The sequence below is a fragment of the Streptomyces sp. NPDC027672 genome (assembly GCF_055566335.1).
The window spans coordinates 383,822-405,854 of sequence record NZ_JBVHSO010000001.1 but is presented as its reverse complement, the minus strand read 5'-3'; the positions used below and the strand labels follow the sequence as shown (position 1 = coordinate 405,854).

General features: G+C 73.3%; 22 protein-coding genes and 1 pseudogene. 12 read left to right on the top strand and 11 right to left on the bottom strand.

What is annotated here, in order from left to right:
- Positions 1-137: 137 nt before the first annotated feature.
- Positions 138-305, top strand: a complete 168-nt coding sequence (locus ACZ4SV_RS01790; protein ID WP_018544333.1) for a DUF3117 domain-containing protein — start codon at positions 138-140, stop codon at positions 303-305.
- A 152-nt stretch (positions 306-457) separates the two neighbouring features.
- Here ACZ4SV_RS01790 and ACZ4SV_RS01785 read toward each other — a convergent pair whose 3' ends face one another.
- Positions 458-1,156 (bottom strand): O-methyltransferase, encoded by a 699-nt coding sequence (locus ACZ4SV_RS01785; RefSeq protein WP_365873152.1) that lies wholly within the window; start codon positions 1,154-1,156, stop codon positions 458-460.
- Between the two features lie 235 nt (positions 1,157-1,391).
- Here ACZ4SV_RS01785 and sigE point away from each other — a divergent pair, with 235 nt between their 5' ends.
- From sigE to ACZ4SV_RS01760, 5 genes are all read left to right on the top strand, one after another.
- Positions 1,392-2,105, top strand: coding sequence for an RNA polymerase sigma factor SigE (gene sigE, locus ACZ4SV_RS01780; protein ID WP_468000650.1), 714 nt, complete (start codon positions 1,392-1,394; stop codon positions 2,103-2,105).
- A complete protein-coding gene (locus tag ACZ4SV_RS01775; protein ID WP_468000648.1) occupies positions 2,102-3,133 on the top strand; it encodes a zf-HC2 domain-containing protein in 1,032 nt (343 codons plus the stop codon). The genes sigE and ACZ4SV_RS01775 overlap by 4 nt, the downstream gene beginning before the upstream one ends.
- A 1,016-nt stretch (positions 3,134-4,149) precedes the next feature.
- On the top strand, positions 4,150-6,093 hold the full coding sequence (locus tag ACZ4SV_RS01770; protein WP_468001288.1) for a S1C family serine protease: 1,944 nt from the start codon (positions 4,150-4,152) through the stop codon (positions 6,091-6,093).
- 84 nt (positions 6,094-6,177) lie between these two features.
- The gene (locus ACZ4SV_RS01765; RefSeq protein ID WP_468000646.1) at positions 6,178-6,630 is read left to right on the top strand and encodes a sec-independent translocase; all 453 of its coding nucleotides are present in this window, start codon (positions 6,178-6,180) and stop codon (positions 6,628-6,630) included.
- A 260-nt stretch (positions 6,631-6,890) separates the two neighbouring features.
- Positions 6,891-7,556, top strand: coding sequence for a hypothetical protein (locus tag ACZ4SV_RS01760; RefSeq protein ID WP_365873130.1), 666 nt, complete (start codon positions 6,891-6,893; stop codon positions 7,554-7,556).
- A gap of 60 nt (positions 7,557-7,616) precedes the next feature.
- On the opposite strand, the gene ACZ4SV_RS01755 is transcribed toward ACZ4SV_RS01760, so the two are convergent.
- The 3 genes from ACZ4SV_RS01755 to ACZ4SV_RS01745 are packed head-to-tail and all read right to left on the bottom strand — an operon-like array spanning position 7,617 to position 10,693.
- The gene (locus tag ACZ4SV_RS01755; RefSeq protein ID WP_468000643.1) at positions 7,617-8,750 is read right to left on the bottom strand and encodes an Mrp/NBP35 family ATP-binding protein; all 1,134 of its coding nucleotides are present in this window, start codon (positions 8,748-8,750) and stop codon (positions 7,617-7,619) included.
- Positions 8,751-8,793: 43 nt separating this feature from the next.
- Positions 8,794-9,408, bottom strand: coding sequence for a DUF1003 domain-containing protein (locus tag ACZ4SV_RS01750; protein WP_365873126.1), 615 nt, complete (start codon positions 9,406-9,408; stop codon positions 8,794-8,796).
- Positions 9,398-10,693 (bottom strand): magnesium transporter MgtE N-terminal domain-containing protein, encoded by a 1,296-nt coding sequence (locus ACZ4SV_RS01745; protein WP_468000641.1) that lies wholly within the window; start codon positions 10,691-10,693, stop codon positions 9,398-9,400. The genes ACZ4SV_RS01750 and ACZ4SV_RS01745 overlap by 11 nt, the downstream gene beginning before the upstream one ends.
- Positions 10,694-10,883: 190 nt before the next feature.
- Between ACZ4SV_RS01745 and ACZ4SV_RS01740 the strand changes: the two genes are divergently transcribed.
- Positions 10,884-11,627: a hypothetical protein gene (locus ACZ4SV_RS01740; protein ID WP_468000639.1), complete on the top strand. Its 744-nt coding sequence runs from the start codon at positions 10,884-10,886 to the stop codon at positions 11,625-11,627.
- Between the two features lie 64 nt (positions 11,628-11,691).
- On the opposite strand, the gene ACZ4SV_RS01735 is transcribed toward ACZ4SV_RS01740, so the two are convergent.
- Together ACZ4SV_RS01735 and ACZ4SV_RS01730 are read right to left on the bottom strand one after the other, a co-directional pair.
- Positions 11,692-12,222: a hypothetical protein gene (locus ACZ4SV_RS01735; RefSeq protein ID WP_468000637.1), complete on the bottom strand. Its 531-nt coding sequence runs from the start codon at positions 12,220-12,222 to the stop codon at positions 11,692-11,694.
- Positions 12,223-12,255: 33 nt separating this feature from the next.
- Positions 12,256-13,380 carry a magnesium and cobalt transport protein CorA gene (locus tag ACZ4SV_RS01730; RefSeq protein WP_365873118.1) on the bottom strand — a complete coding sequence of 375 codons (1,125 nt, stop codon included), beginning with the start codon at positions 13,378-13,380 and terminating at the stop codon, positions 12,256-12,258.
- Positions 13,381-13,836: 456 nt separating this feature from the next.
- On the opposite strand from ACZ4SV_RS01730, the gene ACZ4SV_RS01725 reads away from it, so the two are divergent.
- Complete coding sequence (locus ACZ4SV_RS01725) at positions 13,837-14,421, top strand: suppressor of fused domain protein (protein ID WP_397940299.1); 585 nt, start codon at positions 13,837-13,839, stop codon at positions 14,419-14,421.
- Between the two features lie 149 nt (positions 14,422-14,570).
- Here ACZ4SV_RS01725 and ACZ4SV_RS01720 read toward each other — a convergent pair whose 3' ends face one another.
- Positions 14,571-15,794: an MFS transporter gene (locus ACZ4SV_RS01720; RefSeq protein ID WP_365873114.1), complete on the bottom strand. Its 1,224-nt coding sequence runs from the start codon at positions 15,792-15,794 to the stop codon at positions 14,571-14,573.
- 170 nt (positions 15,795-15,964) lie between these two features.
- Between ACZ4SV_RS01720 and ACZ4SV_RS01715 the strand changes: the two genes are divergently transcribed.
- From ACZ4SV_RS01715 to ACZ4SV_RS01705, 3 genes are all read left to right on the top strand, one after another.
- On the top strand, positions 15,965-16,606 hold the full coding sequence (locus tag ACZ4SV_RS01715) for a DUF6758 family protein (RefSeq protein WP_365873112.1): 642 nt from the start codon (positions 15,965-15,967) through the stop codon (positions 16,604-16,606).
- 205 nt (positions 16,607-16,811) lie between these two features.
- Complete coding sequence (locus ACZ4SV_RS01710; protein ID WP_468000633.1) at positions 16,812-17,669, top strand: PHP domain-containing protein; 858 nt, start codon at positions 16,812-16,814, stop codon at positions 17,667-17,669.
- Between the two features lie 68 nt (positions 17,670-17,737).
- Positions 17,738-18,343 carry a MarC family protein gene (locus tag ACZ4SV_RS01705; RefSeq protein ID WP_365873108.1) on the top strand — a complete coding sequence of 202 codons (606 nt, stop codon included), beginning with the start codon at positions 17,738-17,740 and terminating at the stop codon, positions 18,341-18,343.
- A 59-nt stretch (positions 18,344-18,402) separates the two neighbouring features.
- Here ACZ4SV_RS01705 and ACZ4SV_RS01700 read toward each other — a convergent pair whose 3' ends face one another.
- Positions 18,403-18,555, bottom strand: coding sequence for a hypothetical protein (locus tag ACZ4SV_RS01700; protein WP_107054713.1), 153 nt, complete (start codon positions 18,553-18,555; stop codon positions 18,403-18,405).
- A 215-nt stretch (positions 18,556-18,770) separates the two neighbouring features.
- On the opposite strand from ACZ4SV_RS01700, the gene ACZ4SV_RS01695 reads away from it, so the two are divergent.
- Positions 18,771-19,667 (top strand): NYN domain-containing protein, encoded by an 897-nt coding sequence (locus tag ACZ4SV_RS01695; protein WP_365873106.1) that lies wholly within the window; start codon positions 18,771-18,773, stop codon positions 19,665-19,667.
- 19 nt (positions 19,668-19,686) lie between these two features.
- Here the strand turns inward: ACZ4SV_RS01695 and ACZ4SV_RS01690 are convergent, their stop codons facing one another.
- From ACZ4SV_RS01690 to ACZ4SV_RS01680, 3 genes and pseudogenes are all read right to left on the bottom strand, one after another.
- Positions 19,687-19,992 (bottom strand): hypothetical protein, encoded by a 306-nt coding sequence (locus tag ACZ4SV_RS01690; protein WP_468000630.1) that lies wholly within the window; start codon positions 19,990-19,992, stop codon positions 19,687-19,689.
- Positions 19,993-20,245: 253 nt separating this feature from the next.
- A complete protein-coding gene (locus tag ACZ4SV_RS01685; protein ID WP_468000628.1) occupies positions 20,246-21,127 on the bottom strand; it encodes an alpha/beta fold hydrolase in 882 nt (293 codons plus the stop codon).
- A gap of 239 nt (positions 21,128-21,366) precedes the next feature.
- Positions 21,367-22,033, bottom strand: a pseudogene (locus ACZ4SV_RS01680) (DEAD/DEAH box helicase); the annotation flags it as partial.

Below are 22,033 nucleotides of genomic sequence, written 5' to 3'. Positions count from 1 at the left end.
TCATCGGGTCCTGCGATGCGGGATAATGGCCTGGAAGCAATGTGTTCGATGCCGGTGTCGTGCGTCCGCTACGGATGACGGATGCCCTCGTGGGGCCGTCGGCAGACGATGAGCTGGTTTCAGGAAGGGGAACGAGCATGGCGGCCATGAAGCCGCGGACGGGCGATGGCCCGCTCGAGGTGACCAAGGAGGGGCGGGGCATCGTCATGCGCGTTCCGCTCGAAGGCGGCGGTCGGCTCGTCGTCGAGCTGACCCCTGACGAGGCCGAGGCGCTTGGCGATGCCCTCAAGAAGGTCGTCGTCTGAGGTCCCAGCGATCCTGTCCTCGCGACCGCCCCGGCACCGCACGCGGTGCCGGGGCGGTCGCGTGTCAGGGTTCTCGTACGGCCGGCGGCGCTGTCACCGCGGGTCGGGCACGGCCGGCGCCGCGGGAACCACGGGTACGGCCGGCGGCGCTGTCATCGCTTGACGGCGCACAGCAGTCCGTCGCCGACCGGCAGCAGCGACGAGATCAGCTCCGGGCTCTCCCGTACGGTGCGCAGCAGTTCCCGCAGCCGCAGCACCTCGGTCGGCTGCGGCCCCGAGTCCACCGTGCGGCCGCCCGCGAAGACGCCCTCGAAGACCACCAGTCCGCCCGGCCGTAGCAGACGCAACGATTCAGCGAGGTAATCGGGGTACTCCAGCCGGTCGCCGTCGCAGAAGACCAGGTCGTAGCCGGCGTCGGCGAGGCGCGGCAGCACGTCCAGGGCGCCGCCGGGGATGAAACGGGCCCGGTTGCTGGCGAAGCCGCAGCCACGGAAGGCCTGCCGGGCGAACTGCTGGTGCTCCGGCTCCTGGTCCACCGTGGTGAGCACCCCGTCCGGGCGCATCCCGTGCAGCAGATGGATCCCGGAGACCCCGCAGCCGGTGCCGATCTCCGCGACCGCCTTCGCGTCCACGGAGGCGGCGAGCAGTCGCAGCGCGGCGCCCGTGCTGGGCGACACCGAGCGCAGCCCCGCCTCCCGGGCCCGGTCGCGGGCCCAGCGCAGCGCTTCGTCCTCGGCGACAAAGGCGTCGGCGAACGTCCAGCTCGTCTGCCGGTTGCCGGTAATGACCCTCTCCTGTCCCCGTGGTTGCCTCGGCGTGACTGTATCCGTTGGCGCCGGGAACCCGCAGATGAGCCCGGACGTTCAAGGGGGAGGAGCGGGTGGCCGGGGGCACGACGGGGGGCGAGAGGTGGACCAGCACGCCGAGCAAGTGCTGACGCAGCCGGATGAGCCGTGCCAGCACGCATCAAATTCTCGTAAAACCGCTTATCCGGAGCTAACGGGCGAGGTGGCTATGGTAGGGGCTCCACTGGACACCACCAGAGCCGACAGGGGAGGTGCGGCTGCGCCCGGGGACCGGGGCGGAGTGCTGCGGCGCTTCCTCGGGTCGGCGGGCAGGCCGAAATCCGTGACCGACACCGCTGCTGACAGCCACGCCGCCGGCCTCGCCGCCGGCGAGCTTCCGACCGCGACCTTCACCACCGACGCGGACGGCCAGGCGTGGACTCCGCCCACGTGGGAGGAGATCGTCAGCACGCACAGCGGCCGGGTCTACCGGCTCGCGTACCGCCTGACGGGCAACCAGCACGACGCCGAGGACCTCACGCAGGAGGTCTTCGTCCGCGTCTTCCGCTCCTTGTCGACGTACTCGCCGGGCACCTTCGAGGGCTGGCTGCACCGCATCACCACCAACCTCTTCCTGGACATGGTCCGGCGCAAGCAGCGCATCCGCTTCGACGCCCTCGGCGAGGACGCGGCCGAGCGCCTGCCCAGCCGCGAGCCCACCCCGCAGCAGCTCTTCAACGACGCGCACTTCGACGCCGACGTCCAGCAGGCCCTGGACACCCTGGCGCCCGAGTTCCGCGCCGCCGTCGTCCTGTGCGACATCGAGGGACTGTCGTACGAGGAGATCGCCGCCACTCTCGGCGTGAAGCTGGGCACGGTCCGCTCCCGTATCCACCGCGGCCGGTCCCAGCTCCGCAAGGCCCTCGCGCACCGGTCCCCGGAGGCGCGCGCGGCCGAGCGGCACTCCTTCCTGACCCGCGTCCCCGCTCTGGGAGGAGGGGGCGCGCCCGCGTGAGTGGATCCCGTCCGGAACCTGTCGAGGAGGCACGCCTCGCAGAGCAGCACCTGGGAGACCGGCTTTCCGCCCTGGTGGACGGAGAGCTGGGTCATGAGACGCGTGAGCGCGTCCTCGCCCACCTGGCCACCTGCGCCCGGTGCAAGGCGGAGGCGGACGCCCAGCGCGCGCTGAAGAACGTCTTCGCGGAGGCGGCCCCGCCGCCGCCCTCGGCCAGCTTCCTGGCCCGCCTCCAGGGCCTTCCCGCGGAGGGCGGCCCGGACGGCGACGGACCGCTCGGCCGCGGCCCCGCCGACGGACCGACCGAGTCCTCCGGGTCCTCCGGGTCCTCCGGGTCCTCCGGGGCCCTGGGCGCGTTCGGCCCGAGGCGCGGCGAGCGGCTGCCCTTCGGGTACCTCCCGGCCCGCCCGCACGGCCTGTTCCCGGACGGCACCGCCGCCTCCCGTGACGACGGCTTCCGCATCCATCCCGTCGGCCGCCCGGACGACGGCCGCTCCGCCTCGCGCGGGCGCAGGTTCGCCTTCGCCGCCGCCGGGGCGGTGTCGCTGGCCGCGGTCGCCCTCGGCGGCGTCACCACCGGCTTCCCCGGCGACCTGACCGCGGAGGCCCGCGGCGGCGCCGGCACCGGCAGCAATGTGCTCCCGGCGCGTTCGGCGGGTACCGGGGCGGGCGGGGGCGCGGCCACACCGGACAGCCAGCGCCGCCGCCCGGCCGGACCGCTGCTGCCCCAGGGCGGCGCGCTGCTCGGGCCGGTCCCGGCGGCACCGACCACCCTGTCCGCGCCGCTGCTGCCCGGAATCCCGGCCCCGGGCGCCGGGCAGGCCCGCTCCGGCGGGGTGGGCGGTCTGACCGCGCCGGTGTTCGCCGGTGCGGCCGCCGTCTCCTCGCTGATACGCCCGCTCGACCAGACCGTGGCGGTCCCGTCCGCCGACTGGCCCACACCTCCCGGAGCCCCCGGCCCCGGCACCCTGTCCGCCCCCGTCCCCGACACCACCCCCGCTCCCACCGCCTCCCCGGCGACGCCCTGACCGGCCCGCGACCTGGTTGAATCCGGTGAGGCCGACGTCCAGCCGCGGGGGAGGGCATGAACGAGGCAAACCACGTCCCACCGGCACAGAAGCCGAAGGGACAGCAGGGGGTGAGGTCCACGGGGGAAGCGGGCTCCACGGGGGGAGTGGCGGAGGAAGCGGGGGCGACGCCGGCCGCCCGGCCCCTGCCCACCGAGGCCACCACACGGCCGTCCCCTGACGGCGACGCCAACGGCGACTTCGAACTGGCCAAACCGACCCCGCCCCCGCCGACCCCGCCTCCGGCCACGCCGGCCCCGGTCGAACTGGCCCCGGCCACCGGGCACCCCGACGCGCCCGGCTCCACCGGTGCGGTGCCGGCCGGCGTGCCCGGCGGGGAAGCCGGGCCGCTGTCCGGTGCGGACGGCCTCGGCATGGCCGACGGTACCGGCGTGACGGCGGCTCCCGTCCAGCGGACTGGGCCGTTGCACGACCCCGCGCCCGGCTACACCGGTGCGGTGCCTGCCGCCGTGCCCGGCGGAGGAGCCGCGCCGCTGTCCGGCGGGGACAGCCTCGACATAGCCGCCGGGTCCGGCGTGACGGCTCCCGCCCGGCGGACCGGGCCGTTGCACGACCCCGATCCCTACAGCACCCCGCCGTACGGCGGACCCGGGCCCTGGGCTCCCGCCCCGCCCGTCCAACACCCGGCGCTCACCCTGGCACCCGGCACGGCCGTTCCCGCGCCCCTGCCCGGGCTTGCGGCGCCCGGGGCGGCTGTCCCCGGGCCGTCCGGGCCTCTTTTCGCGCCCGGCACGGCCGTTACCGGGCCGTCCGGGCCTCTTCCCGTACCGGGCACGGCTGTCCCTGCGCCCCTGCCCGGGCCTGCGGCGCCTGGCGCGGCCGAACCACCCGGCCCCTGCGGGCCTCTCTCCACGCCGAGTGAGGCCGTATCCGGGCCTCTTCTCCCCGTGCCCGGCACGGCCGCACCCGCGTCCTCCGGGCCCTTCGCCGCGCCGGGCGCGGTCGTACCTGCGCCCCTGCCCGGACTAACTGCACCCGGCGCGGCCGTACTCGGTCCCTCCGGGCCTCCTCCCGTGCCCGGCACGGCCGTTCCCGCGCCCCTGCCCGGACCCACGGCATCCGATGCGGCCGTACCCGGCCTCTCCGGGCCTCCTCTCGCCCCCGGCACGGCCGTACTTCCGCCCCTGCCCCGGCCCGCGGCGCCCGGCGCGGCCCTACCCGGCGCCTCCGGGCCTCCTCCCGTGCCCGGCACGGCCGTACCTGCGCCCCTGCCCGGACCCGCGGCACCCGGCGCGGCCGTACTCGGCCTCTCCGGGCCTCCTCTCGCCCCCGGCACAGTCGTACTTCCGCCCCTGCCCCGGCCCGCGGCGCCCGGCGCGGCCCTACCCGGCGCCTCCGGGCCTCCTCCCGTGCCCGGCACAGTCGTACCCCCGCCCCTGCCCGGACCCACGGCATCCGATGCGGCCGTACCCGGCCTCTCCGGGCCTCCTCCCGTGCCCGGCACGGCCGTACTTCCGCCCCTGCCCCGGCCCGCGGCGCCCGGCGCGGCCCTACCCGGCGCCTCCGGGCCCCTCCCCGCGCCCGGCATGGCCGTCCCCGTGCCCACCGGCCCCCTCCCCGCCTCCGATGCGGCCGTACCCGCGCCCCCCACGCCGCTCTTCGCGCCCACCACGTCCCTCCCCGCGCCCGGCGCCGCCGTCCTCACGCCCCTTTCCGCCGTCCCCCCTCCGCCCGTGTGTCCCGCCGCCGTGCTGCCGTCCGCCGGTTCCGGGCCGTTGGGTGGGGGGCCCTGGGGGCCCTACGACCCATGGGGCGCCGGGGCGGCCGGGGAGCCGACGGCGGTTCGTGGGACGTTGCAGCGAACCCGAGCCGAGGTGTTCACGCGTGCGCAGCGGTTCGTCGTCGGGTGGGTCCTGGCCGTCGCCGTCGTCTTCGGCGGTGTCGGCGGGGCCGCCGGCGCCTATGTGGGACGCGCGGGCGCCGGGGACCCGGCCGGCCGGGCGCCGGACAGCGTGGCCGGGATCGCCGCCCGCGCCCTGCGCGGTGTCGTGACGCTGCACGTCCGGGGGGCCGGCGCGGCGGGCACCGGCACCGGCTTCGTGCTCGACACGCAGGGGGACATCCTCACCAATGACCACGTGATCGAGCCCGCCGGAGCGGACGGCGGGATCACCGTGACGTTCAGCGGCGGCGACACCGTGCAGGCCGAGGTCGTCGGCCGGGACAGCGGGTACGACCTCGCAGTCGTCCGGGTGCGCGGCGGCCACGGGCTCGTCCCGTTGCCCCTGGGCGACTCCGACGACGTCCGGGTCGGTGACCCCGTGGTCGCCATCGGCGCGCCCTTCGGCCTCGCCGACACGGTCACCTCCGGGATCATCAGCGCCAAGGGGCGGCCCGTCACGGCCGGCGGGGAGAAGAGCGACGGCGGCGAGGTGTCGTACGTCGACGCCCTCCAGACCGACGCGCCCCTCAACCCGGGCAACTCCGGCGGTCCGCTGCTCGACTCCTCGGGCCGGGTCGTCGGCGTCAACTCCGCCATCCGCTCGGCCGGTGACGGCCAGGGCGGCGACGGCGGTCAGGCCGGCTCCATCGGGCTCGGCTTCGCCCTGCCCGTCAACCAGGCCAGGCGGATCGCCGGGGAGCTGATCGAGGACGGCCGTGCCACGCACCCCGTCGCCGGTGTCACCCTCGACCTGGGCTACACCGGCGACGGCGCCCGTATCGACGACGCGAACGCGCGCGGCGGACCCGCGGTCACGCGCGGCGGCCCCGCCGCGCGGGCCGGGCTGCGGCCGGGCGACGTGGTCACCGCGGTCGGCGGCGAGCGCGTGCACACCGGCGAGGAGCTGATCGGCAGGATCCGCGCCCACCGGCCCGGCGACCGGCTGCGGCTGACGGTGGAACGCGGCGGCGGCGAACGGGAGGTCTCCCTCGTGCTGGGCGCGTCGGAGAGGAACTGACGGAAGTCTCACCTCGGCGCGGTACCGGTCGGACAGGAACGCCGGGTACCGTTGAGCGACCGAGGACATCGCAAGGAGCGTCAGGTGTTCAATGACATAGGACCACTGGAGCTGGTCACGATCGTCGTGCTCGCCGTGCTCGTCTTCGGTCCGGACAAGCTCCCCAAGGTGATCCAGGACGTGATGCGCACGATCCGGAAGATCCGCGAGTTCTCGGAGAGCGCCAAACAGGACATCCGCAGCGAACTGGGCCCGGAGTTCAAGGACTTCGAGTTCGAGGATCTCAACCCCAAGACCTTCATCCGCAAGCAGCTCGACAACGACGAGCTGGGGCTGAAGGAGATCCGCAACGGCTTCGACCTGAAGAAGGAGATGGCCGAGGTCACCGACGCGGTCAACGGCCACGACGGCGGGACGTCCGCCCCGGCGGCGCCCGCCCCGGCCCCGCTGGCCTCCGGCGGGCGCGTCGACATGACCAAGAAGCCCGAGGGGCCCGACGACTCCGCCCGGCCGCCCTTCGACGCGGACGCCACTTAAGTCCGGCTTGCCCCTCCCGGCCCCGCCCGTCTCCGCCGACACGCGCAGACGGGCGTACGCCGCGCACGTGACGCGCGTCATAGTGCGCCCCCGCCGCACCCGGCGTGATCAGGCCGTTCATGCGACCCACGCGGCCGACGCCTGCCCTGCCGCCGCCGGTGGTGTGGATATGCTGCCGAGTTGTTGTGCGGATTGGACACGTACGCCCGAAGGGGGGCGGGCCACGCCGGTCCGACGAGATCGAGGAGGCGTCCGGGCAGATGGAGACGACGAGTCGGGTGGGCGCGCAGGCGCCGGCCGCGGAGGGCGCGCAGCAGCTCTCCCCGGCCCGGCGCACGGTCGACGGTTACCTGCGGGCGCCCTTCCCCTGGTACGGGCTCGACGAGGCGTTCACGGGGCCGCGCTGGCTGATGCAGGTCGGCACGACCGCCGACGGCACCGTCGAGCACGGCGCGATCGGGCACGGTGAGGAGCCCTCGCTGCGCGGCGAGACCGGTGCCGCGGGCGAGCCGCGGGAGAAGTTCGCGGTCGTCGTGACCGTCGCCGCGCAGCCGTCCCGGCGCAGTGCCGACGGCACGGGGCTGCTGGAGGCGACGTCGGTGTCCTCCGCCGCCTGGCTGGCCGGGGTGGGCCTGCTGTCGTTCACCTGGCCCGGGCAGATGGACCACGGTCTGCGCGACGACTGGCTGGAGCAGCAGACCGAGACGGCGTGGGCGCTGGCCGACGACCTGGACGGACCGGAGTGGTCCAGACTCTCCCTGCCGGTGGACGGGGCCGCGGCCTCCTTCCACTACCGGGAGTCGGAGTTCGGCTGGGTGCTGGCCGGTACGACGGGTTCCGGCGTCCATCTGGGGGCGTACGGGCGGGGGATGAGCGCCTACGGCCTCGGGTTCTCCGTGGTGAAGGACCTGTCCGCCTACGCATGACGCGAGGGGCGCCGGATCTCCGGCGCCCCTCGTGTCGTACCGCCGTGAGGCGGGAAGCCGTCAGAACTTGTTCTTCGGGGTGAGGCCCAGGGACAGGCCCGACAGACCGCGCTGGCGGCCGCCCAGCTTGCCGGCGATCGCGCGGAGCGCGCTGCCCGCCGGGGAGCCCGGGTCGGTCAGGACCACGGGCTTGCCCTCGTCGCCGCCCTCGCGCAGCCGGACGTCGATCGGGATGCTGCCGAGGACCGGGACCGACGTACCCGTGGTGCGGGTCAGGCCGTCGGCGACGAGCTGGCCGCCGCCCGTGCCGAAGACGTCGACCATCTCGCCGCAGTGCGGACAGGGCAGGCCGGACATGTTCTCGACCACGCCGACGATCTTCTGGTGGGTCTGCACGGCGATGGAGCCGGCCCGCTCGGCGACCTCGGCCGCCGCCTGCTGCGGGGTCGTCACGACCAGGATCTCGGCGTTCGGGACGAGCTGCGCCACGGAGATCGCGATGTCACCCGTGCCGGGCGGCAGGTCCAGCAGCAGGACGTCCAGGTCGCCCCAGTAGACGTCGGCCAGGAACTGCTGGAGGGCGCGGTGGAGCATCGGGCCGCGCCACACCACCGGGGCGTTGCCCGGCGTGAACATGCCGATGGAGATGACCTTCACGCCGTGCGCGGACGGCGGCATGATCATGTTCTCGACCTGGGTGGGCCGGCCGTCGGCGCCCAGCATGCGCGGCACGCTGTGGCCGTAGATGTCGGCGTCCACGACACCGACCTTCATGCCGTCGGCGGCCATCGCCGCCGCCAGGTTGACCGTCACCGAGGACTTGCCGACACCGCCCTTGCCGGAGGCGACCGCGTAGACCCGGGTGAGGTTGCCCGGCTTGGCGAAGGGCACCTCGCGCTCGGCCTGGCCGCCGCGGAGCGCCGACGCCAGCTCCTTGCGCTGCTCGTCGCTCATCACGTCCAGGGTGACGTCGACGCGGGTGACGCCGTCGAGCCGGGAGACCGCCTCGGTGACGCGTTGCGTGATGGTGTCGCGCATCGGGCAGCCGGACACCGTCAGGTACACGGTGACCGCGACCGCCCCGTCCGCGCCGATCTCCACGGACTTGACCATCCCGAGTTCGGTGATCGGGCGGTTGATCTCGGGGTCGTTCACCGTCGCCAGTGCTTCGCGCACCGCGTCTTCCGTAGCCATAAGGACGATGGTACGGCCCGCCGAGGGGCCTCCGGGATGCCCTTCAGCGGTCGTCTGTGTCACGTCCCGGCGGGCGTTCCGCCCGTTCCGCCGGGAATACGACCTGGCCGGTGTGCCCGTCGTGCCGGCGGCGCTCCTCCAGCTCCTTCGTCAGGTCCTGCAGCTCGGAGCGGATCCAGTCCCGGGTGGCCACCTCGCCCAGGCCCATGCGCAGCGCGGCGATCTCCCGGGTCAGGTACTCCGTGTCGGCGATGGACCGCTCGTTCTGCTTGCGGTCCTGCTCCAGGTTGACCCGGTCGCGGTCGTCCTGCCGGTTCTGCGCGAGCAGGATCAGCGGGGCCGCGTAGGACGCCTGGAGGGACAGCATCAGGGTGAGGAAGATGAACGGGTACTCGTCGAAGCGCAGGTGACGGGGCGCGGCGATGTTCCACACCACCCACAGGATGATGACGACCGTCATCCAGACGATGAAGCGGCCCGTGCCCAGGAACCGGGCGATCCGCTCCGACAGCCGGCCGAAGGCCTCCGGGTCCCACTCGGGCACGATCCGGCGCCGGGGCGGGCGCGGCTGGTCCAGCCGGGCGGTCCGGGGCCGGCCGGCGGCCGTGGCACCCGCCGGATGCCGCTCGCGGGTCGCGGTCTCGCGCTCAGGAGCCATGCGCGGGCGCCTCCTCTCCTTCGTCCTCGGCCAGGTGGAACTCCGTCTCCCGCCAGTCCTCGGGCAGCATGTGGTCCAGTACGTCGTCCACGGTCACCACGCCGAGCAGCGAACCGGACTCGTCCACCACGGGCGCCGCGACCATGTCGTAGGTGGCGAAGAACCCGGCGACGACGGGCAGCGCGGCGTCCGGGTCCAGGGGCTGGAGGTCGTCGTCGACCAGCGAGCCGACCAGGGTGTACGGCGGGTCGCGCAGCAGCCGCTGGAAGTGCACGGTGCCCAGGTACTTGCCGGTCGGGGTCTCGTCGGGCGGGCGGCAGACGTAGACCTGGGCGGCGAGGGCCGGGGAGAGGTCCGGGTTGCGGACCCGGGCGAGGGCGTCGGCGACGGTGGCGTCCGGGCGCAGCACGATCGGCTCGGTCGTCATCAGACCGCCGGCCGTGTGCTCCTCGTACGCCATCAGGCGGCGCATGTCGGCGGCGTCGGCGGGCTGCATCAGGCTCAGCAGCCGCTCCTGGTCCTCCTCGGGCAGCTCGGCGAGCAGGTCGGCGGCGTCGTCCGGGTCCATCGCCTCCAGCACGTCCGCGGCGCGTTCCTCCTTCAGCTTGCCGAGGATCTCGATCTGGTCGTCCTCCGGCAGCTCTTCGAGGACGTCGGCGAGCCGGTCGTCGTCCAGGGCGGCGGCGACCTCGGCCCGCCGCTTGGCGGACAGGTGGTGCAGGACGTTGGCGAGGTCGGCGGGGCGCAACTGCTCGAAGGTGGCGAGCAGGCTCTCGGCGCCCTGCCCGTGCTCCTCCAGGGAGAACCCGGTGACGGCGGACCACTCGGCGGTCAGCGTCTCGCCCTTCGCCCGCCGGAAGGCGCTGCCCTTGCGCCCCTTGCGCACGAAGACGCGGTCCACCTCCCAGTCCCGGCGGGCGGGGAGCTGCTGCACGGACACGTCCAGGACGGTGACCTCCTCGCCGGTCTCGGTCAGCGTCACCCGCCGGTCCAGCAGCTCCCCGAAGACCAGCCGCTCGGTGGGCCGCTGCTCGAAACGGCGGACGTTGACCACGCCGGTGGTGAGGACCTGGCCCGACTCGATGCCGGTCACCCGGGTCATGGGCAGGAAGATCCGGCGCCGGGTGGACAGCTCGACCACCAGTCCGAGGACGCGCGGGGGCCGGCGTCCGACGCGCAGCATGACGACCATGTCGCGGACGCGGCCCACCTGGTCGCCGGCCGGATCGAAGACGGGGACCCCGGCCAGGTGCGAGAGGAAGATCCGGGGGGCGCCGGCTGCCATGACTGTGCTCCCTTTGCCTGGGGATCGGACGAGATGCTCGGACATGCCCGCACGGGTGCGCTTCAGGCTAGCCCGTCCGGATCGGATACGTCCTGGTGGGCGGTCCGGACGGACCGGCTCAGCCGGGCGGGCGGGGCCCCGGTACCCTGCGGTACGCCGCTCAGGAATCGTCAGAAAGGCAGCCGCACCTGTGACTGCGATCGCCCAGGGCCGAACCCGCCGGGCCGCGCGGAGCACCGCGTTGTGCGCACTGGCCGTGACAGGGCTGGCGGTGCTGACGGGGTGCGGCGGCGACGATCCCGACGCCGGCACGAACGGGGTGGGCAGACTGCCCGCCGCCCGCATCGAGGCCAGGACGCGGGCCGCGGCGGACGCGGCGCAGGCCGTACGGCTGTCCGGGACCGTGGTCAGCGGCGGCCGTACGTACCGGCTGGACATGCGGCTCAAGGACGACGGCGGGACCGGGTCCGTGACCTCGCAGGGGGCGACGTTCAAGCTGCTGCGGGTCGGACAGGAGCTGTACCTGAAGGCCGGCGCGGACTTCTGGAACCACGCCGACGGCGCCGACGGTGCCACGGGCAAGCTGGACGGCAAGTACGTGAAGGTGCCGCAGAGGGATCCGGCGTACAAGAAGTTCAGCGGTTTCACGGACAAGGACGTCCTCCTCGACGGTCTGCTGACGCTGCACGGCACGCTGGCGACGGACGGCCGCCACACCGGTCCGTCGGGTACCCGCACGATCCGCATCACCGGCGACGAGGGCTCCGGCGGCACGCTGGACGTCTCCCTCGACGGCAACCCCTACCCCCTGCGCCTGGTCCGCGCCGGCAACGCGGGCACCCTGCGCTTCTCGGACTGGGGCAGGACCTTCACCATCGACAAGCCGCCCGCGTCGGAGACGGTGGACTACGGCGCCCAGCTCCCGGCGTCCTGACCTCCCGCCCCGCCGGCGCCCGGCCTCGACGGTCCCGGCCCGGCGCGGTGGTGCCGGCCTCCGGTCAGTCCCGTTCCTGACGGCGCTTCCTCTTCCGGCGGCCCAGCAGCTTCGGCAGGGCCGCGGGTGCCGGGGTGCGGGTCGTCGCCGGGGTCGGGACGGGGGACTCGGCGAGGTCGCCGTCCGGCAGCGGGGTCAGCGCGCCCGTCGGCACCAGGCGGAGCACCCGGCAGGTGCGGGCCCAGCGGGCCGGCATCTCCTCGGCGTCCGGGGCGTTCAGCCGTTTGCCCTTCAGCTCGGCGACGACCGCCTCCCACTCGGGGCTGCCGGGCGCCGGCTCCTCCACGGTGACCGGGAACATCACCAGCCGGCCCCCCTTGTCCTTGCTGCGCACGCTCACCTCGGCGGTGCCCCCGCCGGCCAGCCCGGTCAGCGGCTGCTCGCCCGGCCCGTCGCCCACCACGCAGACCGCGCCGTCGTGCCACACGTGCCACAGCGCCCGCGCGGCCGTGCCGCCGGCGCTCCTGACCCAGATGAGGCCGGACTTCTTCGCGGCCTCCTCGATGAGGGCCCGGTCGAGCAGCTCGCTTGTCATGCGCCCCAGCCTAACCAGGCCCGAGCCGCCCGCTCACAGCCAGCCGTTGCGCTTCAGCGTGCGGTGGATGCCGAGACAGATGGCCGCGGTGATGCCCATGATCACCGGATAGCCGAACTTCCAGTGCGTCTCCGGCATGTAGTCGAAGTTCATGCCGTACACCCCGCACACCATCGTGGGTACGGCGATGATGGCCGCCCACGCGGTGATCTTGCGCATGTCCTCGTTCTGCGCCACGGACGCCTGCGCCAGGTTGGCCTGGAGGATGGAGTTGAGCAGTTCGTCGAAGTTCATGACCTGCTCCTGGACCCGGGCCAGGTGGTCGGCGACGTCCCGGAAGTACTTCTGGATGTCCGGGTCGATCAGCCGCATCGGCCGCTCGCTCAGCAGTTGCATGGGCCGCAGCAGCGGCGCCACCGCGCGCTTGAACTCCAGTACCTCGCGCTTGAGCTGGTAGATCCGCGCCGAGTCCACACCGCGCGAGACCCCGCCCTTGCGGCCGGGCGAGAAGACCTCGGTCTCCACCTCGTCGATGTCGTCCTGCACCGCGTCGGCGACCGCGATGTAACCGTCCACGACATGGTCGGCGATGGCGTGCAGCACGGCCGAGGGACCCTTGGCGAGCAGCTCCGGGTCGTCCTGGAGGCGGTGCCTGAGGGCGCGCAGCGAGCCCTGGCCGCCGTGCCGGACGGTGATGAAGAAGTCCCGGCCGGTGAAGCACATGACCTCGCCGGTCTCCACGACCTCGCTGTTGGCGGTGAGCCGGTCGTGCTCGACGTAGTGGATGGTCTTGAAGACCGTGAAGAGCGAGTCGTCGTACCGCTCCAGCTTGGGCCGCTGGTGCGCCTGCACCGCGTCCTCCACGGCCAGCGGGTGCAGCCCGAACTCGCTGGCGATACCGGCGAATTCCGCTTCGGTCGGCTCGTGCAGGCCGATCCAGACGAACCCGCCGTCGCGGCGCACCAGCCGCATCGCCTCCTGCGGGGTCAGCGGTCCGGGGCGCTGCACGCGGGCGCCGTCGCGGTAGACGGCGCAGTCGACGACGGCCGAGGGAGTCGCGGGATCACGCGTGGTGTCGTACGAGGTGCCCGGGTCCTTGCGCAGCGAGACGCGGGACGACGGGCGGACCACGGCGCGCAGGTCGCGGATCATCGACATGGGCAGGCTCCTTCGCGGGCGGGCGGCGACAGCGCGCGGCGACGGGTGGAACTACCCGGAATGGGGACGTCCTGGCTGTGCGTGCGGGGCACGTCCACAAAGCGGGGAGCACCGCACCGTCGCGGTGGCGGCTTCACTGCCGATGCAGAACTGATTCAGATCAGACAGATCAGGCAAGGCGAAACGAGGTGCTCTCCCGAAACGACGAGGCGCAAAGGAAGGCGGCGGCCAGCCGGTAACTACATCAGCAGCCGGAAGAGCGAGTGGTACTGCACGGTCGACTTCGATCCATGACAGCCCCACCTCCTCCGGCCGGTCCCTCGTAAGGGAGTCTCTGGCGTCGGGGCTTGACGGCGACGCTCGGCGTGCTGCCCCGAACCACCGGCTCAGAGTACCAGCCGCCCGTACTGTCAAGGTGCCGCTTTGCCCGCTGCTGACGAGTTCTATGCTCGCCGCATGGTTGATGTTCTTCCTCTGGTCGAGGCACGGTTGACCAGCGCGCTGGGCGAGCCGGACGCGCGCGCCGCCGTCACCTTCCTCGGCACGGACCGCATCGAGGTGCTCCGCTTCCAGGAGGGGGACGTCGTCCGGTACGCCACCCTCGGGATGTCCGGGCAGCCCATGACGGACCCCACGGCGACGCTGGCCGACCCGGTCAAGGGCCCCCGCGCCGAACTGGTGCTGTCCGTCCGCGCGGGCCGCGCCGACACCGACAAGCTGCTCCGCCCGCTCGCCGTGCTGGCCGCGAGCCCGCAGGTGGAGGGTCTGGTGGTGACCCCGGGCGCCTCGCTGGACGTGGGCGGCCCGCTGTGGCCCGGCGCCCCCTTCACCGCGGTCCTGGTGGGCGAGCCCGGCGGACTGGTGGAGGACCTGGAACTGGACGACCCGATGGATCCCGTACGGTTCCTGCCGCTGCTGCCGATGACGCCGAACGAGGCCGCCTGGAAGCGGGTGCACGGCGCGCAGGCCCTCCAGGAGCGCTGGCTCGCGCACGGCACGGACCTGCGGGACCCCGTCCGTGGAACCGTCCCGCTGGACTGACGCGCCGCCGGCCGGCGGCGCGTGACCGGACTCACCAACCCGTCGGCGGATGCGGTCAGTTGGGGTCAGTTGGCGAAGACGCCGATACCGGCCTCGGTCGCATGCGGTCAGTTGGCGAAGACGCCGATACCGGCCTCGGTCGCATGCGGTCAGTTGGCGAAGACGCCGACGCCGTCCTCGGTCGCGTGCCGCGGTTCGAGCTCCGCCGCCTCGTGGACGAGGGCCTTGCGCCGCACGACGACCACGAGCGCGCCCAGCACCGCCGTGACGGCCGCGACCACGAACGGGACGTGGATGTCCGTCCACTCCTCGATCTTCGGCGCGAAGTAGGGCGCCGCGGCGGCGGCGAACCAGCGGACGAAGTTGTAGCCCGCGCTCGCCACCGGGCGCGGCGCGTCCGACACGCCGAGGGCCAGCTCGGTGTAGACGGTGTTGTTCACGCCGATGAAGGCACCGGACAGGATCGTGCAGACGACGGCCGCGGTGTGGTTGCCGTAGCCGAGCACCAGGACGTCCGCCGCGAGCAGCACCAGCGAGCCGCCGAGCACCTTCAGCGAGCCGAGCCGCCGCTGCAGGCGCGGGGCCACGATCACCGAGAAGACGGCGAGCAGCAGACCCCAGGCGAAGAACACCCCGCCCGACCGGTACGGCGTCATGTCCAGCACGAACGGCGTGAAGGCCAGCACGGTGAAGAACGTGTAGTTGTAGAAGAACGCGGAGACGGCCGCCGAGGCCAGCCCGCCGTGGCCGAGCGCCTTCAGCGGGTCCAGGACCGAGGTCTTGCGGGCCGGCCGGGGCTGCTCCTTCAGGAACGCCGTGATGCACAGGAAGCCGACCGCCATCAGCGTGGCCGTGCCGAAGAAGGGGTAGCGCCAGCTGAGGTTGCCGAGGACCGCGCCGAGCAGCGGGCCGCAGGCCATGCCGAGGCCGAGCGCGGACTCGTAGAGCAGGATGGCCGCCGCGCTGCCCCCGGCCGCCGCGCCCACGATGACCGCGAGGGCGGTGGAGACGAACAGCGCGTTGCCGAGACCCCAGCCGGCCCGGAAGCCGACGAGCTGGCCGACCGAGCCGGAGGTGCCGGCCAGGGCCGCGAACACGACCACGAACGCGAGGCCGAGCAGCAGGGTCTTGCGCCCGCCGATGCGGCTGGAGACGAAGCCGGTCAGCAGCATCGCGAGGGCGGTGATCAGGAAGTACGAGGTGAAGAGCAGGGACACCTGCCCGGCGGTGGCGTGCAGGCCCTGCGCGATGGACGGCAGGATCGGGTCGACGAGGCCGATGCCCATGAAGGCGACGACGGAGGCGCCGGCCGTGGCCCAGACCGCCTTGGGCTGTCGCAGGATGCTTGGGGCACCCGCGTCTAGGGGGTCCATGTGCTTCTCCCATCCCTCACGAAGTAGTTGGGTTATACACATAGTAAGTTAGTGCACCTAATTAATGCAAGATGCATCTATTGTGGCCGGCCGGGGCCGCGACGGGCTCTTCCGGCCGGACGGGTGATCATCCTTGACGCGGGCGGGCCGGGGTAGGACCGTGGAGCCCTATGAGGGGCGAACCCAGTTGCCCGAAGTGCGGTGGCCGGGTCAGGGCTCCCGGACTCTTCGCCGATGCGTGGCAGTGCGACCGGCACGGCACGGTGTATCCGCTGCAGCCCGTGATCCCGCCCAGCGTCGAGGCGCTCAACGTGGTGGTGCGCCGCACGCAGGTGCCGGTGTGGATGCCGTGGCCGCTGCCGGTCGGATGGCTCTTCACGGGCGTGACGTACGCCGGGGACGACCGCAGCGGCGGCCGGGCCACCGCGGTGGCCTGCTCGGGCCCCGGGCCGCTCGGCGGCCCCGGCGAGCTGATCCTGATCGCCGAGGAGCTGGGCGTCGGCCTCGGCGCGCACTACGCCGGCATCGACGGCCCGGACCCGGGCTCGTTCATGAACGTGGAGAAGCCGCCGCAGGCCAAGGTGCTGGCCGCCGGCCGCCCGACCCCGCTCTGGCATGTCTACCGCACGCCGGACGACCGGGCCGTCTTCGCCGGCGAGGCGCTCGGGATGTGGCTGTGGGCGGTGATCTGGCCCGAGCAGTCCGGCCTGCTCCTCTACGACGAGCTGGTGCTGACCGATCTGCGGGACGCCGGGGCGGAGATCGACCTGGTGCCCTGCGGAGCGCTGTCGCCGCGCCTGCTCCGGCCGTGACGCCCGACGGGATGCCGGGTGCCGTGCCGCACCGGCGTGGTCCCCGGCGTCCCTGAGGCAGGTTCGCGTCCTGCTCAAGGGGGTTCCCGGGCTTCCTGAGCGGGCTCCCGTAGGGGGCGCCGGCCGGTTTCGGGTGTGACAGCCGGGCCGGAAAACACCGGTATCCTTGCGGAGTCCCATCCGTCCGTCACCGCCTGGAGTCCGCGTGCGCATCGATCTGCACTGTCACTCCACGGCCTCCGACGGTACGGACACCCCGGCCGAGCTGGTGCGCAAGGCCGCCGCCGCCGGGCTGGACGTCGTCGCGCTGACCGACCACGACACCACCCGGGGCCACGGCGAGGCGATCGCCGCGCTGCCCGCGGGGCTGACCCTGGTCACCGGCGCCGAGCTGTCCTGCCGGATCGACGGCGTCTCGATGCACATGCTGGCCTACCTCTTCGACCCCGAGGAGCCCGCCCTGCTCGCCGAGCGGGAACTGGTCCGGGACGACCGGGTGCCGCGAGCCAAGGGCATGGTCGCCAAGCTGAACGCGCTGGGCGTGCCGGTCACCTGGGAGCAGGTCGAGCGGATCGCCGCCGGCGGCTCCGTCGGTCGGCCGCACGTCGCCAGCGCGCTGGTGGAGCTGGGCGTCGTGCCGACCGTGGGCGACGCGTTCACCGAGGAGTGGCTGGCCGACGGCGGGCGGGCCTTCGTGGAGAAGCACGAGACCGACCCCTTCGAGGCGATACGGCTGGTCAAGGCCGCGGGCGGGGCCTGCGTGTTCGCCCACCCGGCCGCCGCCAAGCGCGGCCGCACCGTGCCGGAGACCCGGATCGCGGAGCTGGCCGAGGCCGGTCTGGACGGCCTCGAAGTCGACCACATGGACCACGACCCGGACGCCCGGGTCCGGCTGCGGGGTCTGGCGAAGGAGCTGGGACTGCTGGTCACGGGCTCCTCGGACTACCACGGCAGCCGCAAGACCGTGACCCTGGGCGCCTATACGACCGACCCCGAGGTGTACGGGGAGATCACCCGGCGCGCGACGGGCGCGTTCCCGGTGCCGGGCGCCGGCGGAGCCTGAGGCCCGCAGCGGCCGGTCCGCCGCACCACCCCCGTACCTCCTCTTCCCGCAAGGCCTGCACTTCCCCCATGTTCGACATCGCCGTCTTCGGCTCCCTGTTCCTGACCCTTTTTGTCATCATGGATCCCCCCGGGATCACCCCGATCTTCCTCGCCCTCACCGCCGGCCGGCCGGCGAAGGTGCAGAAGCGGATGGCCTTCCAGGCCGTCTGCGTGGCGGGCGGGGTCATCGCCGTCTTCGGCGTCCTGGGCCACCAGATCCTGGACTACCTGCACGTGTCCGTGCCCGCGCTGATGATCGCGGGCGGGCTGCTGCTCCTGCTGATCGCGCTGGACCTGCTGACCGGCAAGACCGACGAGCCGAAGCAGACCAAGGACGTCAACGTGGCGCTCGTACCGCTGGGCATGCCGCTGCTGGCGGGGCCCGGCGCGATCGTGTCCGTGATCCTGGCCGTACAGAAGGCCGACAGTGTGACCACGCAGGTCTCGGTGTGGTCCGCGATCCTCGCGATCCATGTCGTGCTGTGGCTGGTGATGCGCTACTCGCTGCTGATCATCCGCGTCATCAAGGACGGCGGTGTCGTGCTGGTGACGCGGCTCGCGGGCATGATGCTCTCCGCGATCGCCGTCCAGCAGATCATCAACGGTGTCACTCAGGTGATCCGGGGGAGCTGAGCCCGACCTTCGTCGGCCCGGCTCCCCCGGAAAGCATGAGTGGCGAACGCCCCTGAGGGCTATGAGGCCGGTGTGTCGGCCGGGCGGATCCACAGGCGCTGCCCGATGGCGGCGGCCTGCTGCACGATCCGGTTGACGGAGGCGGCGTCCACGACGGTACTGTCCACGGCGGTGCCGTCGACCTCGTCGAGTCGCATGATTTCGAAGCGCATGGGCTTCTCCCTTCGTCTGGTCATCCTCCTGCGGAGAACTACTGGAGTGACACCCTGTGTATCCGGTGTCGTACTCAGTCAACGCTCCGTTTGTTACGAACATTCCCTACGCTAAAGAAATTTTTCGAACAACTAATTACTGACCGGTAAGCAGTGGGTGAGGCATGGGCGGGAACGGTTGTGTCCGCACTGTGATCACCCGGACAATGGGGGCGATGAACGACGACCTCGCCGCCCTCGGCGCCCACGTCAACCGCACGAACGAGCTGCTGGAGCGCATGCTCGCCGAGGTGGCGAAGACACCCTCGACCCACGCGATCTTCGTCGACGCGGGCTATCTGTACGCCGCGGCCGGCCGGCTGGTCACCGGAACCGAGGACCGCCGCGCCTTCGACCTGGACGCCGAGGGCCTGATCGACGCCCTGATCGACAAGGCCCGCACGATCTTCGCGGACAGCCGGCTGCTGCGCGTGTACTGGTACGACGGCGCCCGCCGCCGCATCCACACCGCCGAGCAGCAGTGCATCGCCGAACTGCCCGACGTCAAGGTCCGCCTCGGCAACCTCAACGCCAACAACCAGCAGAAGGGCGTCGACTCGCTGATCCGCTCGGACCTGGAGTCACTGGCGCGGCACCGCGCGATCAGCGACGCCGCCCTCCTCGGCGGCGACGAGGACCTGGTCTCGGCGGTCGAGGCGGCCCAGGGCTACGGCGCCCGCGTCCATCTGTGGGGCATCGAGGCCCCCGAGGGCCGCAACCAGGCCGAGCCGCTGCTCTGGGAGGTCGACAGCCAGCGCACCTTCGACCTGGAGTTCTTCAAGCCGTACGTCTCCCGGCGCGTGACCGCCGGGTACGAGGCCGCCGGCACCGCCCGCCCCACCCGCGACGACGTCCGCTTCGTCGGCGCCCAGATCGCCGCGAAGTGGCTCGCCTCCCGGGGCCGCGACGCCCTCGTCGAACTCTTCCCCGGCCATCCCTACCTGCCCGGCTCCGTCGACCAGGACCTGCTGGTCGAGGCCGAGCAACTGCTCCAGTACTCCCTGCGCGGCCAGGCGGAACTGCGCCGCGCGCTCAGAGACGGCTTCTGGGAACACCTGCGGACCCAGTACTGAGCTGGTCCCTCGTGGACCCTCACACCGTCGTGGCGAACCAGCCGACCGTCTCGTTGCCGTGGGTGCCGTCGCTCTTGGCATCGGTGGCGTAGATCTCGTTCATCCGGATCAGGAAGCCCTGGGGCGTGACGGCCGCGATGCGCAGCCCGGGGGTGTGGGAACCGTTGAAGGTCTGCACCTGCGCCAGGACCACCACCTTCGACCCGTCGGGGAAGGGCGTGGGGAAGTCCACGCGGGTGAAGGTCGAGGTATTGCCGCCCCGGGTCTCCACCGGGTTGTCGGAGCGCAGGGTCAGCGAGCCGGTCTGCGTCATGCTCAAGGTCATGCCCTTTCGTCGAGCTTCGCGCTGTGCTGATCGGGCAGTCCGGCCGGTCCGTCCCGCGACAGCATGCTCGGCCGATTGCGGGATCATGCGCCCATCACACGATCGAGCGGACCTGTCGCTCCGTGCTGACGGAGCCCGCTACAGCGGACATGCCGCTTCGCGCTGACGCAGCCCGCTACAGCTTCGGGAGCAGGCGCTGAGCGGTGCCGGTGCGCCAGGGTGTGGCCGGCCGTTTCCGTCCGCCGGGCAGGGTTCAGCGGGGTGCCGGGCCGGCGTCCCAGAAGTCGGCGAGCGCGCGGGCGGTCTCCAGGGGGCGGTCGGTGTTGGGCGAGTGCTCGGCGCCCGCGACGACCGTGCGCCGCGCCCCGAGCCGTACCGCCATGTCGTCGAGCTGCGGCAGCGGCCAGGTGTCGTCCCGGTCGCCCGAGATCACGTGGAAGGGCAGCGGTACGGCGGCGAGTTCGGTGACCCGGTCCGGTTCCGTGCACAACTGGCGCCCGGTGGCCAGGAGCTGCGCGGGCCGGGTGGCCAGCCAGCGCCGCCGCAGGTCGTCCCGGTCGTCCAGCCCGGCGTCGAGCGCGGGCGTCGGCGTCTCCTCCGGCGGCTCCATCGCCTGGATCGCCTCCCACACCTGCGCCATGCCCAGCACCGTGAGCGCGTCCCGGAGCAGCTTCACGCGCTCCTGCTGGGACGCCGAGATCTGCGCCGGCCCGGAGGACATCAGGGTGAGCGACAGGAAGGGCGCGTGGTCGAGCAGCACGGCCGCGCGCGCGATCTGGCCGCCGAGCGAGTGCCCCAGCAGATGCACGGGGCCGCCGATCGCCGCCGCCTGCGCGAGCACGTCCCGCGCCAACTCCTCGCGCGCGTAGGCCGACTCGTCCGTCACGGGCCCGTCCGACTCGAACTGGCCGCGCCCGTCCACGGCGACGGTCCGGTAACCGCGCTCGGCCAGCGGCACGTGCAGCGGATTGAAGTCCTCCTTGCTCCCGGTGAACCCCGGCAGCAGCAGCACCACGCCCCGGGGCTCGACACCGGCGGCCACCGGAGCGTCGACCACGGCGAACTCCCCACGCGCCGTCCGGAGACGGTAGGCACGAGCACCGGGAGGCGGAACGAAGGTGGGGGGCCTGCTCATGGGGGAGAGGCTATCCGGCGCGGGGTGGGGGGACGGGCGCGGGGGATGTGGGTGCGCAGGCGGGATGGGGGCGGGCGGTGAGGGCAGGGCGTCCGGCGGCGGGAGCCGGTTGCGGTACGGGGAGCCCGGTGCGGGCTCGGGCCGGCCGGGGTTCGGGCCGGAGACGCCGATGGCCGGGTCCACTGCACGTGGACCCGGCCATCGGACCGGCTTGACGCCCTCGCGTACGCGGTGACGGATCAGGCCTCGGGCGCCTCCGCGACCGCCGTCTTACGGGCCCGGCGCGGCTTGGGCGTCGTCTCGGCGCTCTCGCCGGCCGCCGCCTCGCCGGCCGCCGCCTCGGCGGACGCCGCCGTCTTGCGGGCCCGGCGTCGCGGCTTGGTCTCCGACTCCTCGGTGGCCTGCGCCGGAATCTCCGGAGCGGCCGACTCGGCGACGGCCTTGCGGACCCGCCGCGTCTTCGGCGCGGCGACCGCGTCCCCGTCGGCCGCGTCCACGGCGGCTGCCGTGGTCTTGCGGGTGCGGCGGGGCTTGGTCTCAGCCTCAGGGGCCTCAGGCGTGGCCGCGGCCGTCTTCCGCGTCCGGCGCGGCTTGGCTTCCGCCGCTTCGGCGGTGTCCGCGGTGGCTTCGGCGGCTGCCGTGGTCTTGCGGGTGCGACGCGGCTTGGCTTCGGCCTCGGGTGCCTCGGGGGCTTCCGCGGTCGCGGCGGTCTTCCGCGTGCGGCGCGGCTTGGTCTCCGTGGCTTCGGCGGTGTCCGCGGTGGCTTCGGCGGCTGCCGTGGCCTTCCGGGTCCGGCGCGGCTTGGCCTCGGCCTCGGGTGCCTCGGGGGCTTCCGCGGTCGCGGCGGTCTTCCGCGTGCGGCGCGGCTTGGTCTCCGTGGCTTCGGCGGTGTCCGCGGTGGCTTCG

Coding starts and splice junctions, on each gene's coding strand:
- ACZ4SV_RS01790 (WP_018544333.1), top strand. CDS start 138: ATGGCGGCCATGAAGCCGCGGACGGGCGATGGCCCGCTCGAGGTGACC.
- ACZ4SV_RS01760 (WP_365873130.1), top strand. CDS start 6,891: ATGGAGACGACGAGTCGGGTGGGCGCGCAGGCGCCGGCCGCGGAGGGC.
- ACZ4SV_RS01755 (WP_468000643.1), bottom strand. CDS start 8,750: ATGGCTACGGAAGACGCGGTGCGCGAAGCACTGGCGACGGTGAACGAC.
- ACZ4SV_RS01750 (WP_365873126.1), bottom strand. CDS start 9,408: ATGGCTCCTGAGCGCGAGACCGCGACCCGCGAGCGGCATCCGGCGGGT.
- ACZ4SV_RS01745 (WP_468000641.1), bottom strand. CDS start 10,693: ATGGCAGCCGGCGCCCCCCGGATCTTCCTCTCGCACCTGGCCGGGGTC.
- ACZ4SV_RS01735 (WP_468000637.1), bottom strand. CDS start 12,222: ATGACAAGCGAGCTGCTCGACCGGGCCCTCATCGAGGAGGCCGCGAAG.
- ACZ4SV_RS01730 (WP_365873118.1), bottom strand. CDS start 13,380: ATGTCGATGATCCGCGACCTGCGCGCCGTGGTCCGCCCGTCGTCCCGC.
- ACZ4SV_RS01725 (WP_397940299.1), top strand. CDS start 13,837: ATGGTTGATGTTCTTCCTCTGGTCGAGGCACGGTTGACCAGCGCGCTG.
- ACZ4SV_RS01720 (WP_365873114.1), bottom strand. CDS start 15,794: ATGGACCCCCTAGACGCGGGTGCCCCAAGCATCCTGCGACAGCCCAAG.
- ACZ4SV_RS01715 (WP_365873112.1), top strand. CDS start 15,965: ATGAGGGGCGAACCCAGTTGCCCGAAGTGCGGTGGCCGGGTCAGGGCT.
- ACZ4SV_RS01705 (WP_365873108.1), top strand. CDS start 17,738: ATGTTCGACATCGCCGTCTTCGGCTCCCTGTTCCTGACCCTTTTTGTC.
- ACZ4SV_RS01700 (WP_107054713.1), bottom strand. CDS start 18,555: ATGCGCTTCGAAATCATGCGACTCGACGAGGTCGACGGCACCGCCGTG.
- ACZ4SV_RS01695 (WP_365873106.1), top strand. CDS start 18,771: ATGAACGACGACCTCGCCGCCCTCGGCGCCCACGTCAACCGCACGAAC.
- ACZ4SV_RS01690 (WP_468000630.1), bottom strand. CDS start 19,992: ATGACCTTGAGCATGACGCAGACCGGCTCGCTGACCCTGCGCTCCGAC.
- ACZ4SV_RS01685 (WP_468000628.1), bottom strand. CDS start 21,127: ATGAGCAGGCCCCCCACCTTCGTTCCGCCTCCCGGTGCTCGTGCCTAC.